Raw genomic sequence first — 14902 nt, forward strand, 5'->3', positions numbered from 1 at the left:
GCTATAGAAGACTATGAAAAGCTAGTGTCAAAAGGAAAAGATGATGCTTATGTGCACATGCGTTTAGCAGAAGCTTATTATAATATTTACAATAGCAAAAATGCTGAGAAGTATTATGGGATGTATATCGCAGAAGTAGATACAGCGACAGCAGAAGCGCATGTGCGTTATGCAGAAATGCTAAAAGCCAACAAAAAACACGACCAAAGCAACCAAGCGATGGATGCTTTTGCAAACAAATATCCGCAGGATGTTAGAGCAAGAGAGTATAAAAACAATCCTAGTTATTTAAATGATCTGCTAACTAAAGAAACAAAATATACAACAATACTTGCAGGGAGTTTAAATACAGCGAACTCCGATTTTGGTGTATACGAAAAAGGAGATAAAATCTACTTTGTTTCAGCAAGAAACGAAGCTAGAAAAAACTATGGTTGGAACCAACAACCTACCTTAGATGTCTATGTTGCCGATAAAGTAGCAGACGATTTTAGTAATGCTACTTTATTGCCGGGTGAAGTGAATACTAAATACCATGAAGGTACGATAGCAATATCTCCTGATGGAAATACGATGTACTTTACCAGAAATGACTATACAGACGGTGATTATGAGAAGAGCTCAAACGGTATAGGTCAGTTAAAACTATATACTGCTAAATTAGTAGAAGGTTCTTGGGAGGATGTGCAAGAAGTGCCTTTTAATAGTTCTGAATACTCTACAGGTCATCCAGCTTTAAGCCCTGATGGTAATACGCTTTACTTTTCAAGTGATATGCCAGGTGGATTTGGGATGTCAGATTTGTATAAAGTAACCGTTAATGGCGATGGGACATTTGGAGAACCAGAGAATTTGGGAGGCAATATCAATACCCCAGGCAAGGAAAGCTTTCCATTTGTAGATCAAGAAGGAACTCTCTATTTTTCAAGTGATGGTCACTTAGGGATGGGAGGCTTGGATGTTTTTTATATCGATGCCGGGAAAACGTCTTTAGCTGATGTAAAAAATATGGGACAACCTGTTAACAGTACAGGAGATGACTTTGCATTTTCTTATGACAAAACTGCAAAAATGGGTTATGTAAGCTCTAACAGAGGAAGTGTAGATGCATTGGTAGCAAATGATGAAATCTATAGAGTAGGAGAAGTAGAGCCAGAATTACACCTTATTGTTAAAGTAATCAATGCAGAAAACGGAGCCTTGGTTGCAAATGCAGATGTAGACGTATATAGTGATGCTGGAATGAAATTGGCGGGTAAGCAAACCAATGCTAGTGGCCTGACAGACTTTAATCTTCCTGGCAAAACAATGTATGAGCTTCAAGTAAATGCAGAAGAATACGAGAGTGGTTCAGCAAGTGTAAGTGAAAATGAGGAAGGGGAACTTTCTATCGTAGTAGAATTAACTCCAATCGAAAGAATGATAACAGAAGAAGAGGTAATTCTAAATCCAATCTTATTTGAGTATGATAAAGCAAGAATTACTCCAGAAGGAGCGATGGAGCTTGATCGTTTAGTGGCAGTGATGAAAAAGCACGAAAACATGGTCATCTTCGTAAGATCTCATACCGATAACAGAGGTTCAGATTCGTACAACTTAGATCTTTCTGAAAGAAGAGCACAAAGTACAGTTCAATACGTTATTTCTAAAGGTATTGATGAAAGCAGAATCTCAGGTCAAGGTTTTGGAGAAAATGATCCAAAAATTAAGTGTGGCGGAAACTGTACCGAAGAAGAACATCAGACAAACCGTCGTTCGGAGTTTAAGATTGTGAAGCGGTAGTGCTTCACTTCGACAGGTTCAGTGACCACGGCAATCTCAGCAACCCAAGTGAGATGTGAGATTTTAGACGTGAGTAGTACACTTCGAAAAGCTCAGCACAGACCGATCAGCAACCGATTTGAGTGATGTGAAAGATGAATGATTAATTGAAATATATTGTTGAGTTAATAATTATATTTCAACAACTATAAAAGGCGTGAAAAAGAAAAATGTTTAGTTTCAGAGACTACTTTGACCCAATACCCTATACAGCTACTGGAATTTGGGTTTTGTAGTGACTTTAAGTCATTCCGATGGTCCCGTTTGCGCCTTCGGGACTAAGGAATCTCACTTAGAATTATAGAAATAAAAATATTAAATGTATAAGGAGTCCATTGTTTTCCATCCGATGTCAAAAAAACCTGAACGAGATCAGAATGATTTGAGTTTTAGTCGTACTGTATTAGTTTATAGCGAGCAATTTGATTTTATCGAATTAGGGTATTTCGATTTTGAAGATGACAGCTGGTATCATTTTGGAGCGGACTCCTTTTTATTGAAATGTTGGTGTTATGTTCCGCACCCAGATCCAAAACATTTAAATGATCGAGAATGGCCACTGATTAAACATCAAGGCTATCAAAATGATATTGTAGATGAACTCCATGAAAAAATAAAACAACGTGGAAGTAAAAAACCATCTATTGATTAAAATGAATTGAATAATAATTTTATTAAATATTCTAAACTGAACTATTAATGATTAAGATTAGTCGACATATTTCTATAATTATTTTGCTATTTTTTAGCTTAAATGAATTAACAGCCCAAAATATATACATAGGCACTGGGGATATACACTATGAGTGTTCTGGATATTTCTTTGATAATGGAGGAGAAAATGGTTACAGTGAAGATGATGGAGTTGTTACTTTGTGTCCGAACAATACTGGAAATAGCATAAAAATTGATTTTACTAATTATTCTTTTTTATTGGCTCAAGGAGATGTATTAAAAATTTATGATGGAACATCAGTTTCAGCCCCTTTGATAGGTGAATATACCACAGTTAATAATCCAGGTTTGGTTTTGCCTACCATAGCAAACACTTCAGGGTGTCTTACATTTGAATTTATTACAGATGGCAATATTTCTCCTGTTCCCGGTTGGAAAGCTTCTATTGACTGTCAAGACTGTCCTGACATTAATTTTGAAATAAATGTTAGCCCTTCTGAAATAATACCCAATGGGTATAGGGTAGAAAAAGGTGTTCCGATTACATTTGATGTTGATATTCCGAATGCTACCTATTTCTGGGATTTTGGAGATGGAGCTACCGCATCTGGTCAGAGTGTGACGCATACATTTAATCCTAACCCTCAAAATGCACAAGAAGGATTACTTGGCACCTATCAAGTCAAATTAATTGTAACTACTGCTAATGGCTGTCTATATAGTATAGTATATACCTTTGAAGTTACCCATTACAGAGTGGTTATTGATGAAAATTACTCGGTTGATGAACTCATCGAAGATGTATTTATTACTGGAAATTGTGGAAATGTTACCAATATTCATTCACCGTCGAATGCTATTTTAGGAGGTTTTGGTCTCCATAGTTTAGGGTATTTTGAAAAAGCCTATTCTAATTTTCCTTTTGAAGATGGTATTGTTCTTTCAACTTCATATATCGATTATGTTCCTGAAGGCCCGAATAGTGGAGGAGGGTGGCCTGGTGACACTGACTTAAATACAATTGCTTCTCCCACTTATGACGCTACCAGTATTGTTTTTGAGTTCACTCCTTATATAAGCGAAATAAATTTTGAGTATATTTTTGCTTCTTACGAGTACCCTCAATATATATGTAATTTTGCAGATACATTTGCTTTTATATTAAGTGGCCCTGGGATTAATAATATTAATGCTTATGATCACGATGCTAATCCCAATACTCCTGATGTTAATTTAGATTTAGGAGGACTTAATATAGCTTTGATTCCTGGTACGAATATCCCAGTAAGTGTAACCAATATCCATCAACAGATCGATTGTCCCGGCACTAATTCTTTAGGGGAATATTATACTGATGCATATTATGATTACGCTGCTGATGGACACGGAACATCAGGGATAGATATGTATGGACAAACTGTTCCGTTAACAGCTACCGCTCAGGTGGTACCCGGAGAAACTTATACCATTAAACTTGTAGTAGCAGATTATGGAGATAGAAGATATCAATCTGCTGTTTTTTTAAAAGGTCAAAGTTTTACTTTAGGCCCAGATTTAGGTGAAGATATTATTTCCAATAATGAAAATATTACTCTTCCTTGCGAAGGGGAATCTATTATACTTAATCCTTTTGAAAATGTTCAAACAATAATAGGGTTGACTTACGAATGGTATAAAGATGGAGTTTTGCTACAGGGAGAGACAGGCGAAACATTAGAAGTTACAGAAGAAGGCACCTATGTAGTATACGTTTATTTTGATAATAATTGTGCAGGTACTGATGAAATTATCGTTGAATTTTTACCACAACCAAACCTTAAAGAAGGAACATTAGCTTCTTGTGATAATGGTTTTGGTGAAAATGTTTTTGATTTACTTGCTGTAAAAGATGATATTTTATTAAATCAAAGTAGTAGTGATTTTTCTTTCTTTTTTTATCTTACAGAAGGAGATGCTATTTTAAATATAGAATCAAATCGTATACAAAATCCAGATGAATACTACAGTGAAGATAACGTTATATGGGTTCGAGTAGAAAATGACGAAGGCTGTTATGCCATTACTTCTATTGAATTGGTATTATTACAACGTCCTGCAATAAATTCGACAGCTATTACTAAGTATTTATGTGAGTATACAGAAACAGGTTTGAGTACCATTGACTTAACACAATATAATGAAATGATTAATCCTGATACTTCTAATGGCACAGAAGTAATTTATTATGCAACTGCAGATGCTTATGAGAATGGAGAAGCTATTAACAATCCTAGTACTTATAGCACTATTTCTAATCCACAAACTCTTATTGCCCAAGTTATAAATACTTCTAATTTTTGTACTTCTTTGGAGGTTACAGAATTAACTATTCATACTTTGAATTTTCCCGAAGTGGATATATCTAGGTACCATGGAGCTGTGATATGTTTAGATAAAAATCCTTTAACTCCAGTATATGGTGGAAACTATGAAACCCTCCCCATTCACACTGATTTACCCGCAGATGGAACCTATTTATTTCAATGGATTTATAACGGTCAACCCATAGAAAATGATACACCTAGTCTAATAATTGATCAAGCTGGCACCTATGAAATTGAGGTTACTCATGTGGAAAGTGGATGTACTTCTAGCAGTAAGGCTACTATCATTGAGAGTAATCCTCCAGAATTTAATATTTCACCATTAACATTTGTTTTTAGTGAAAATAATTCTTTGGAAGTGTATTCTATTAGCGGAAGTGGAGATTATGAATTTAGAATTGGAAATAGTTCATGGGTAGATATAGGTGGACAAGACCGTTTGGTATTTGATGGTATCTCTTCTGGAGAGCATATTGTTGAAGGAAGGGATAAATATGGTTGTGGCGTTACAAGGCATTCTATTGTTTTTGTAAGCTATCCTAAATTCTTCACTCCTAATCAGGACGGGTATAATGATTATTGGAGTCTTTCAGATATTCACTATAATTACGATACTATTAATATTACCCAAATCTGGATTTTTGATCGTTATGGAAAATTATTAACCACCTTTCCTCCCCATGGAAGATGGGATGGCACTTACAATGGACAACCCCTACCATCAAATGATTATTGGTTTAAGGTAGAGTATGTAGTTTTGCTACCAAATGGTATAAAAGAAAGAAAAATTTTTAAAGCTAATCTCACTCTTAAAAGATAAAAAAATAAAAATACATCTAAAGCCTTTTATCTTCACTTGTTTTATCAAAGGACAACAAATTAAACATTGCCCGCATTCTGCTTCTCACTCGATTGCCATATCTTTCTTCTAATTCTTCCGCATTGAGGTTGGTGGTGATGTGGGTGGTGTGGAGATTAGAGGGGAGTGGTGAGTGTTGAGATTTTTGGTGGGATTTTTGTCTCTGTTTATCGGTAGACAAGTTTCGGAGGAATAAATCGTAACGGGAGAGGAGAATTTCTCCCATTACATTACAGTCTTTTCCGTAATGTCTTCCTGTGGGTTCAACGCCTAAATCATCGAAACAAAAGCTACCTTCGTTTCCAAAGTCCTCAATGGTTCTAAACCCTAGGTTATTAAATCCGAATACGATATTCCGGCAAGGGGAAATTGTATAAGCTTTTTTTTGAGGTGTAATAAAACGCATTAAATTCATCAAACTTGTTTTACCACAGCCTACAGGTCCGGTTAGTAAAATTCCTTTATTAAGATCAATTTGCAGTTTTTTACAAGATTCAAAATCCTTAATAAAATAAGTACATAGTTTGTATAGTATAGGTTTGTCTTCGTGGTAAATTTTGAATTTTTTCCCATAAAGTGATTTTCCTTTTACTTCGAGATACTGGAGTATTTTTTTGAAATTGTATAGGATGTAATCTTGTTTGTGTTCACCGAGTTGGTATTCGACTCCTTTTTCGATTTTGATATGTGGTTGATGGGTGTTCATTTGAATTGAATTTTTACTCTTTACTTATTTTCATTATGAATAATTTTTATTGTTGTTTATTCTTTCTTTTTTGCATCGCCCAAAAAAGAAACAAAAAACGCTAGCCTGGAATTTTCGGCGGTCAATTTTGTTTTTGAATTCTAAAAGAAATGAACTCGCCCGAATGGATCGTTCTCAAACAGCATTTTTTTTTACGAATTCTTCAAACTATTGACGCTCGCCTGCCAAATTCAAAAGGCAATTCTAAAACTTAGATAGGCCATTTTATTTTATTTTCGCGTGCTGAATTCAAAATCCAGTTTCTTTTTATTTTTTGGACCTCTGGTTTATGAATCCGACGGTATCATTTGAGATTCCCGCTTTTACGGAAAAATTTTTAAAGCGGTTCGTTGTAATTTTTCTCTTTTTTAACTTTTAAAAAATCCTTTTTATATTTTTTATGTTTATCATGTTTATTAAAGTTTATATAATGCCCCACTACTTGTTCACTACCTGTCCCAGTAGTTGTCGTAAAAGTGGTACAAGTATCGAACATGTATATTTTGCTTCCTCTTTGAGGATTGTTTGAAGGTTGGTATTTGATGTATTTCCATTGGTGTAATTGATTGATGCATTTATGATATGTGCCCTTTGAGCCGATATGTGCCATTCGCATTACTTCCTGCCTGTTGATGTAGAACCATTTGGCAAATCTGGTATTGTTCCAAAATGAAAATAAAGCGAGGTATAAACTGATGTGTGTAGGATTTAGATTGTCATCTTCATAAACTTTTTCAAAAAAAGTTTTGAGATGAGTGATGTAGTTTACTTGTTTCATAAGATAAGATTCCGTGTCAGCCACGGAATACTTGATTAATAAGAATTATCGACTCGGTTGTCTGCGAGGACTTTTTGAATGACTTCGTATTCGTAAAGAATTACTCCACCGAGTTTTGTGTAAGGCAGGGTTCCGTTTATTCTTAGATTCTGCAGTGTTCCTGGACTGATTTTTAGGAGCTCCATCACTTCGGAAGATTTTAGGTACTTCTTGGTAGTACTAGCTTTTACCTTTAGTAATTCTTTGATTTCATTTAAGAGCTCGATTTTGAAATCGTGAAGATCGTCTGTTGTAATAATGGATGTTGGCATAATTAATTGGGTTTTAGAATTGTTAATGAAAAGATCCCCTATCAAGTAAGGGATAAAAAAGCCGTTGGTACAATAGCATACCAACGACTTTTCGTTAATTTAACCCACGAACTTTACTATTTTAATAAATTTGGTGTTCGTGAATCGTTGATTTGACTTTCGTACTACAAACTTGCATAATTGTGAAGAATTAATTTCACCAGTAGGCAGGAGGTCAGGTCAAATTTTAACACTTTTTCGTGTTTTTTGTGGATTCAAGATTTACGAATGTGCTCTTTTAGGTTGTGAGAAAGTTCATCGAGGTATTTGGTATGATTATTTTGACGATTCTTGATTTCAGCAAAAATCTTATAGTAATCGCCAATTTCAATATTAAAGAGACTTTGAAAGCACACAGCAATTTGTTTAATATCTACATTACCATTATTGATTGCTTTCTTGTGATAAAGTGCATAAATAATTTCCACTAAAGCCACTTTTGAGGCTGTCCATTGTAGATTGGATTCAATCAAAATATTAATTGATTGATTAGGGTTATTTATCATTTTCTTTTTTGCTTTGAGGTATTTCATAAATTTCAAGTAGGCTTTTGTTTTAGCAAAGAGTTGATCTTTAGAAGTGTTGAACTGAGGATCAAAAAAATAACTTCCTTTATGAAACAAATGTGTGTGTTCTTCTTGAGTCCGTGTAAAGAATATATGATCAAGATGATTTAAATTGTTATTGATGTATTGAAGTGTTTCTATATGTAATTGAAGAAATTTATAAACTTTTTTTAATTGTTTTTTGATAACTCGTTTTCTGATATGAACAGGTGTATTTTGAATTTTCAATTCAAAACTTCTTACTTCTCTATAGTAGATAAGTGAGACCAAGGGTTCACTTTTTATATTTTTAAAGAAATTAATTTCATCATCTTTTGAATCTATTTTTACGATTTCAATCTGTTTCCTCATTTTGTGCAAACAGCTATTGCAGCAAACGATGCTAAGGTTTGCTTTTTTCATAATATTATGATTGGAAATATTGATTTGTCTTAACTCCTCTTGAAATTCTTTGAGTAGGTGGCTAAGGGTTTTCATGGGGGTAAAATCGGTTAATTGATAACAGTCATCAATTTACTAATAATCAAACTTTTCACCTCGGAATTTTAGTGATTTATACAGGGTTTTTGGGTGTTTTTAATTTATAAGCTTTATTTTGTTATATACATCTCATTATTAATCTTATCTCTAACCTCATTGTAGATAGATTCTAAATATGAGAATATCGCTGCAGATAAACAGTTTTAGGGGTTGTCACAATAAAATTGCTATTACTTTAAATTGTATTTTACTGTAGTAGTGAACGACATAAGATCTATACTACCCAAATAATATATAAATCAAATCAGAGAAAGTTTTTTGATTTTGGTGGCATGAATGTTCATTGCTTATCATCACAGCTGTTCCTATAATTATTAAATAAAATTAAGCCACATTTAACGCAACCAAATCGAAAAGTATGCATCTAATAAATAAACAGAACCATGAAATACCAAATTTTAATTAGCTTGACTTTTTTCAGCATGTTTACTTCTTGTAGTAATGATGATGATAATGGAACTCCTCCAGTAAATAATTGTGATTTTGACACCATTATTAGTGACGATTTATATGCAAATGCACCTAGTGATCAACTTTCAATCACCGATCTAAGTATCCTAGATGACTGTTTGCAAATAACTTTTAGTGCAAGTGGTTGTGATGGAAATTCTTGGGTGGTTAAATTAATCGACTCGGGAGAAATATCAGATTCTTCACCCGCTCAAAGGGATTTAAGACTTTCGCTGGAAAACAACGAAGCTTGTACTGCTGTTCCTTCTAAGACCTATACATTTGATATTTCTGAATTACAAATCCCCAATGACAGTGAAGTCAATCTGAATATAACTAATTCAGACGATCAGATTCTTTATGAATATTAAATAATGAGTGTAAGGGATTGCCTTCACTATATACTTTAAGCAATATCCTTATTTTTCCTTGAGCATAGTTTTTGCTTTAGAATACTCATATCTTCACTGATTTTGGTCTCTATGACTTTTGCATAAATTTGTGTGGTTGATATCTTATTATGCCCCAATAGTTTTGAAACGGTTTCAATTGGTACTCCGTTGGAAAGTGTTACCGTTGTAGCAAAAGTATGTCTTGCCGTATGAAAGGTGAGGTGTTTATTGATTTTGAGTATAGCGGTTACTTCTTTGATGTATTTATTCATTTTTTGATTGGAATATACCGGGAGTAACTTTTGCGTATCTTCCAGTCTAGGGTAGTCTTTGTACTTTTTAATGATACTTTTTGCTCTATCTAATAAGGGAACCATCACTTTGGTAGAAGTTTTTTCCCGTTGAGTGCTGATCCATTTTTCACCATCGATACCGATCACTATATTATTATTTGTTAGGTTATACACATCGCCGTATGCTAAGCCGGTATAACACGCAAAGACGTAAATATCCCTTGCAATTTGATGTGTTTGTTTATCCAAAACAGAAGTTGTTAAAATTTCTAATTCTTCTTTGGTTAGCATTTGCCTTTGTGTTTTTTCAAACCGAAGCTGGTAGCTTTTGGATGGATTTTTATCAATCCATTCTAGTTTATAACCAAAGTGACATAGCTTTTTAAGGCGTTCCATATGCTTCATTAAGCCATTGTTATTGAGATTAGGATTTTTCTTAAGGAAATGCTCAAATTCTATTACAAAACTATAACTAAGCTGTTTTAAAGATATATCATCTATATTGAATTTTGCTTTTAAAAATTGCTTGATATAGAGTTTGGTAGTTTTATAGTTTTTTAAAGTTCCTGGCTTCAAAATACCTTGCATGGATTCATTATGGTAGGTCACAAGGTCTAATAAAGTTTTATTAATTTGATCATCACCAAAATACCTGGCTTTTATGGTCTGGGCACTTATAAAAGCATCATTTTGTTTGAGTTCTTCGTAAGCTTCAAAGATTTGTTCTTCTACCTGAGCTAAATACCTATTTAGCTTTTCCGATTTCGGGGTATTCTTTTTGGCTCTACTTTTAGAAGAATCCCAATAATTAGGATTAATTTTCCTGTTTAAACTGAAGTTAGTTCTCTTGCCATTTACCGTAATTCGTGCGTAAATAGGGGCAAGGTCGTTCTTTACTCTAGAAGCATGTACCCAGATTAAAAGGCTGAAAGTTGTAAAATGTGTCATAGTTGATGTCTTAAAAGTGTTAACCGGTGTTTAAGACGAAAATCAAATCAACTATTTCAATAACAGGGTTTTAACATTAAAAAGTGTTAACCGAATTGTTAACCTAATCATATGATTTCAAACCATTTTGTATGATAGTCCAAAAACGACAAAACCTTGATAATCATAAGATTAGCAAGGTTTTGATGTTGTTTAGCTTACGCTAAGTCGGGGTGGCAGGATTCGAACCTGCGACCTCCTGCTCCCAAAGCAGGCGCGATAACCGGGCTACGCTACACCCCGAATACAGCTATACAACTGTAAGGTATTCTTTACTTTTTTTCGAATTCTCTCGAAAGGTGGCGGAGAGACCGGGATTCGAACCCGGGCATCGAAAAACGATGACAGCTTAGCAGGCTGCTGCATTACCACTCTGCCACCTCTCCGTAAAATTTAAGAACGTGCATTAAATTTTGCGTTTGCAAATATACATGTAGACTTAGTTGATACCAAACATTTTCTCGCTTTTTTTGAAATTAAATTTACTTGAGACATTATCTATTTGAAATCAAGAATATTAGTAGGCTGTTTTTTTTCTGTTTTTATCAATCGATGTAGAGGTTTTAGCATTTTTTGGTGTTTTGATACAAAGGGATTGTTTTGATCCCAGACATAACCTGCCAATACCGAGCAGAGTTGTCTTTTGATTTCTGGGTTAGGATTTTGGTGTAGAATAATATCTTGTAGTTCTCCGGTATACCATGATTTCACGTAAGTAGAAAATACGTTTACCCCTTGTTTGATATAATCTTCATATTCCTTTTGCCAATCTACTTTTTCGCCATTTAGTTCTTTTAAAATAAGTTTTGCTGCCAAGAGTGAAGATTCCGTGGCAAAACAAACCCCTGAAGAAAAAATAGGATCTAAAAATTCGGCACTGTTTCCGGTGAGTACAAATTTATTTCCGTAAAGTTGCTTGACACTTTTAGAAATATTGTCCATTTGGATGGGTTCAAACATAAACGGAACATTCTCAAATTGCTGACGGTATTTCACGATTTTTGTAAGCAACATTTCCATTCTACTTTCTTTTGGAAATTGATTGATAGCTTCTTGTGAACCTACAAAACCAATACTGGTATTTCCGTTAGAAAAAGGGATATACCAAAACCATAAGTCTCGTTGTAAAATCTCGAAAGTGATTCTGGTTCCTGCTTCGCCAGCTGGTCGACGGATATCTTTTACTTGTGTGAAAATAGAGCTTTTGTTTTCTATTTGAGGTGGATGGTTGAGTCCGAATTTTGTAGCTAAAACACGAGCGTTTCCGCTGGCATCAATTATATATTTCCCTTCAATTTTTTGCTTTTTTCCTGCGTTATCTTCAATAGCTACAGCTACTTTGGTTTCGCTAATGTGAATATTATTAATTTTTGTTTCAAACAGAATATCAACCCCATTTTTGATGCACTCTTGTGCTAATACCTGATCAAAATCATCGCGGGGTACTTGCCAAGTCCAATCCCAACCTTCAGAAAACTTGTCGCTAAAATCAAACTCTCCAGCAATACCTTCTCTTATAAATCCTGCGCCAATCTTTTTCTGATAATTCTGCTTTTTTAAACATTCTAAGAGACCAGCTTCTTCAAAACTTTCCATGCATTTCGGTATCAAACTTTCTCCAATAGCAAATCGAGGAAATTTAGATTTTTCAATTACAATTACACGGATATTTTGCCGATTAAGATAAGAAGCGGCAACCGTTCCTGCAGGTCCTGCACCAATAATGATGACATCTGTTTTTTGTGTAGTCATTAAGTTTTTATAATGCTGTAAATATAGTACATTTGCTTTTTATAGCAGAAATTACTTGGTTTTATAGAAGATGATAGAAATTACGCAACCGATTACTTTAGACGATTTTCATAAAGTTTTGTTTGAGCAAGAGTCCATCAAATGGAGTGAAGGTATTTTAGCGCATGTCAATAAAAGTTTTGAATTTTTAAAAGCGTTTTCTGAAAACAAAGTAATTTATGGAGTCAATACTGGTTTTGGTCCGATGGCGCAGTATAAAATCAATAAAGAGGACCAAATACAGCTTCAATATAATTTGATTAGAAGTCATGCGGCCGGTTCGGGAAATTACCTTGAACCCATCGAAGTAAAATCGCTGATGCTGGCAAGACTCAATACACTGAGTATTGGCAAATCGGGTGTGCACCAAAGTATTTTTACGACGATGACCACACTTATCAATAAAAACATCACTCCAATTATTTATGAACACGGCGGAGTTGGAGCAAGCGGCGATTTAGTACAATTAGCACATTTGGCATTGGTTTTAATCGGTGAAGGAAATGTTTTGTATAAAGGAGAAGTTCTACCTACTGCTTCTGTTTTTGAGCAAGAGAACATTCAACCTATAAAAATAAAAGGAAGGGAAGGCCTCGGTTTGATAAACGGAACTTCGGTCATGACAGGTATAGGTATTGTGAATAGTATTTATGCGCGTAATTTATTGAATTGGTCTGTTTTCTGCGGAGCTTTACTCAATGAAATTGTGGCAAGTTATGACGACCATTATTCGGAAGCGCTAAATGAATCTAAGCGACATGGAGGTCAAGCAGATATCGCCCATATAATGCGCAGGCATTTAAGAGATAGCAAAACCATCAAAAAGCGAGAAGAACATCTTTTTAGTGAAACCCAAGAAGCGGTTTTTAAAGAAAAAGTACAAGAATATTATAGCTTACGATGTATTCCGCAAATTTTAGGACCTGTGTTAGATACCATTCAGCAAACCGAAAAAATATTAATAGAGGAAGTAAATTCGGCCAATGATAACCCTATTGTTGATGTCGAAAGACAAAATGTTTATCACGGAGGGAATTTTCATGGCGATTATATTTCGTTAGAAATGGATAAGTTAAAATTGGTCATCACCAAAGTGTCTATGCTTGCAGAGCGACAGCTTAATTATTTATTGAATTCAAAAATCAACGAAAAATTTCCACCCTTTTTAAACTTAGGAAAATTAGGATTAAATTTTGGAATGCAAGGGATGCAGTTTACAGCAGTTTCGACTACGGCAGAGAACCAAACTTTGTCCAACCCCATGTATGTACACAGTATTTCCAATAATAACGATAATCAGGATATTGTAAGTATGGGAACCAATGCCGCACTAATCACCAAAAAAGTGATCCAAAATGCTCATGAAGTATTAGCTATCGAGCTCATTGCTTTGGTGCAAGCGGTTTATTTAATAGAAGATGAACAAAAACTATCTTCTGTTTCTAAAGCCCAACTCAAAGCACTTCAAAAAATTATTCCACCTTTTCATGGAGATGAGGCGAAGTTTCCTTACATCCCACAAATCATCAATTACATCAAAACAAATCAACCTTACTTATGAAATATGCTGTAATTACAGGCGGTTCTCGTGGCATTGGTAAAGCAGTGGCGATTCAATTGGCAAAAGATCATCAACTCAACATTTTGTTCACTTATCATTCAAACGAAGAAGCAGCAAATTCCACTTTAAGTGAAATAGAAAGTTTAGGGGTAAAATGCGACAAGCTAAAGTTTGATGTGGCAGATCACCAGGCTACAAATACAACTTTCGCGGAATGGGAACAAGAAAACCCTGATGCTGTCGTAGAAGTTGTAATCAATAACGCGGGTATTACCAACGACAATCTTTTTATTTGGATGAATCAAGAGAGTTGGAAATCGGTTATCGATACAAGTTTAAACGGATTTTACAATACCACACAATATTTTCTTCAAAAAATGCTGAGAAACCGTTATGGTAGAATCATCAATATGGTTTCTGTAAGTGGTTTGAAAGGAACGCCCGGTCAAACCAATTATTCGGCGGCAAAGGCAGCTATCATTGGTGCGACCAAAGCCTTGGCCCAAGAAATCGCGAAAAGAAATATTACCGTGAATGCGGTAGCTCCTGGGTTTATTACTTCAGATATGACCAAAGACCTAGACGAAAAGGAACTAAAAAAACTCATTCCAGCAAATCGTTTTGGTAAAGTAGAAGAAGTTGCCCATTTAGTGAGTTTTTTAGCTTCCCAAAAATCTTCCTATATTACAGGGGAAGTGATTAACATAAACGGAGGAATTTATTCTTAAGAT

12 protein-coding genes and 2 tRNA genes are annotated in these 14902 nt (G+C 34.7%); 6 read left to right on the forward strand and 8 right to left on the reverse strand.

Going from position 1 to position 14902, the window contains the following annotated elements; all coding sequences use genetic code 11:
- From DNG35_RS10645 to DNG35_RS10655, 3 genes are all read left to right on the forward strand, one after another.
- On the forward strand, nt 1–1782 hold a 1782-nt coding region (locus tag DNG35_RS10645), incomplete at its 5' end, for an OmpA family protein (RefSeq protein WP_111128974.1).
- 358 nt (nt 1783–2140) lie between these two features.
- Nucleotides 2141–2473, forward strand: a complete 333-nt coding sequence (locus DNG35_RS10650; RefSeq protein ID WP_146228868.1) for a hypothetical protein — start codon at nt 2141–2143, stop codon at nt 2471–2473.
- A 47-nt stretch (nt 2474–2520) separates the two neighbouring features.
- Nucleotides 2521–5679 (forward strand): choice-of-anchor L domain-containing protein, encoded by a 3159-nt coding sequence (locus DNG35_RS10655; protein WP_111128979.1) that lies wholly within the window; start codon nt 2521–2523, stop codon nt 5677–5679.
- 16 nt (nt 5680–5695) lie between these two features.
- Here DNG35_RS10655 and DNG35_RS10660 read toward each other — a convergent pair whose 3' ends face one another.
- From DNG35_RS10660 to DNG35_RS10675, 4 genes are all read right to left on the reverse strand, one after another.
- Nucleotides 5696–6424, reverse strand: a complete 729-nt coding sequence (locus DNG35_RS10660; protein WP_111128982.1) for an ATPase — start codon at nt 6422–6424, stop codon at nt 5696–5698.
- A gap of 376 nt (nt 6425–6800) precedes the next feature.
- Nucleotides 6801–7241 carry a hypothetical protein gene (locus tag DNG35_RS10665; protein WP_111128984.1) on the reverse strand — a complete coding sequence of 147 codons (441 nt, stop codon included), beginning with the start codon at nt 7239–7241 and terminating at the stop codon, nt 6801–6803.
- 35 nt (nt 7242–7276) lie between these two features.
- The gene (locus DNG35_RS10670; protein ID WP_111128986.1) at nt 7277–7552 is read right to left on the reverse strand and encodes a helix-turn-helix domain-containing protein; all 276 of its coding nucleotides are present in this window, start codon (nt 7550–7552) and stop codon (nt 7277–7279) included.
- A gap of 254 nt (nt 7553–7806) precedes the next feature.
- Nucleotides 7807–8634, reverse strand: a complete 828-nt coding sequence (locus DNG35_RS10675) for an RteC domain-containing protein (RefSeq protein ID WP_111128988.1) — start codon at nt 8632–8634, stop codon at nt 7807–7809.
- A gap of 446 nt (nt 8635–9080) precedes the next feature.
- On the opposite strand from DNG35_RS10675, the gene DNG35_RS10680 reads away from it, so the two are divergent.
- Complete coding sequence (locus DNG35_RS10680) at nt 9081–9518, forward strand: hypothetical protein (RefSeq protein WP_146228869.1); 438 nt, start codon at nt 9081–9083, stop codon at nt 9516–9518.
- Between the two features lie 35 nt (nt 9519–9553).
- On the opposite strand, the gene DNG35_RS10685 is transcribed toward DNG35_RS10680, so the two are convergent.
- From DNG35_RS10685 to DNG35_RS10700, 4 genes are all read right to left on the reverse strand, one after another.
- Nucleotides 9554–10780 (reverse strand): site-specific integrase, encoded by a 1227-nt coding sequence (locus DNG35_RS10685; RefSeq protein WP_111128992.1) that lies wholly within the window; start codon nt 10778–10780, stop codon nt 9554–9556.
- 207 nt (nt 10781–10987) lie between these two features.
- A tRNA-Pro gene (locus DNG35_RS10690) sits at nt 10988–11062 on the reverse strand.
- 57 nt (nt 11063–11119) lie between these two features.
- Nucleotides 11120–11205: transfer RNA gene (locus DNG35_RS10695), tRNA-Ser, on the reverse strand.
- Between the two features lie 112 nt (nt 11206–11317).
- Entirely contained in the window at nt 11318–12571 is a 1254-nt protein-coding gene (locus tag DNG35_RS10700; RefSeq protein WP_111128994.1) for an NAD(P)/FAD-dependent oxidoreductase, read from the reverse strand.
- 70 nt (nt 12572–12641) lie between these two features.
- On the opposite strand from DNG35_RS10700, the gene hutH reads away from it, so the two are divergent.
- Nucleotides 12642–14171, forward strand: a complete 1530-nt coding sequence (hutH, locus tag DNG35_RS10705; protein WP_111128996.1) for a histidine ammonia-lyase — start codon at nt 12642–12644, stop codon at nt 14169–14171.
- The gene (fabG, locus tag DNG35_RS10710) at nt 14168–14899 is read left to right on the forward strand and encodes a 3-oxoacyl-ACP reductase FabG (protein WP_111128998.1); all 732 of its coding nucleotides are present in this window, start codon (nt 14168–14170) and stop codon (nt 14897–14899) included. The genes hutH and fabG overlap by 4 nt, the downstream gene beginning before the upstream one ends.
- Nucleotides 14900–14902 lie beyond the last annotated feature (3 nt).

This window comes from Mesonia sp. K7 (assembly GCF_003233725.1).
GTDB lineage: Bacteria > Bacteroidota > Bacteroidia > Flavobacteriales > Flavobacteriaceae > Mesonia.

Bases quoted from the DNA above. Each gene is read 5' to 3' on its own strand.
- DNG35_RS10665 (WP_111128984.1), bottom strand. From the start codon at position 7,241: ATGAAACAAGTAAACTACATCACTCATCTCAAAACTTTTTTTGAAAAA.
- DNG35_RS10670 (WP_111128986.1), bottom strand. From the start codon at position 7,552: ATGCCAACATCCATTATTACAACAGACGATCTTCACGATTTCAAAATC.
- DNG35_RS10685 (WP_111128992.1), bottom strand. From the start codon at position 10,780: ATGACACATTTTACAACTTTCAGCCTTTTAATCTGGGTACATGCTTCT.
- DNG35_RS10660 (WP_111128982.1), bottom strand. From the start codon at position 6,424: ATGAACACCCATCAACCACATATCAAAATCGAAAAAGGAGTCGAATAC.
- fabG (WP_111128998.1), top strand. From the start codon at position 14,168: ATGAAATATGCTGTAATTACAGGCGGTTCTCGTGGCATTGGTAAAGCA.
- DNG35_RS10655 (WP_111128979.1), top strand. From the start codon at position 2,521: ATGATTAAGATTAGTCGACATATTTCTATAATTATTTTGCTATTTTTT.
- DNG35_RS10650 (WP_146228868.1), top strand. From the start codon at position 2,141: ATGTATAAGGAGTCCATTGTTTTCCATCCGATGTCAAAAAAACCTGAA.
- DNG35_RS10680 (WP_146228869.1), top strand. From the start codon at position 9,081: ATGAAATACCAAATTTTAATTAGCTTGACTTTTTTCAGCATGTTTACT.
- DNG35_RS10675 (WP_111128988.1), bottom strand. From the start codon at position 8,634: ATGAAAACCCTTAGCCACCTACTCAAAGAATTTCAAGAGGAGTTAAGA.
- DNG35_RS10700 (WP_111128994.1), bottom strand. From the start codon at position 12,571: ATGACTACACAAAAAACAGATGTCATCATTATTGGTGCAGGACCTGCA.
- hutH (WP_111128996.1), top strand. From the start codon at position 12,642: ATGATAGAAATTACGCAACCGATTACTTTAGACGATTTTCATAAAGTT.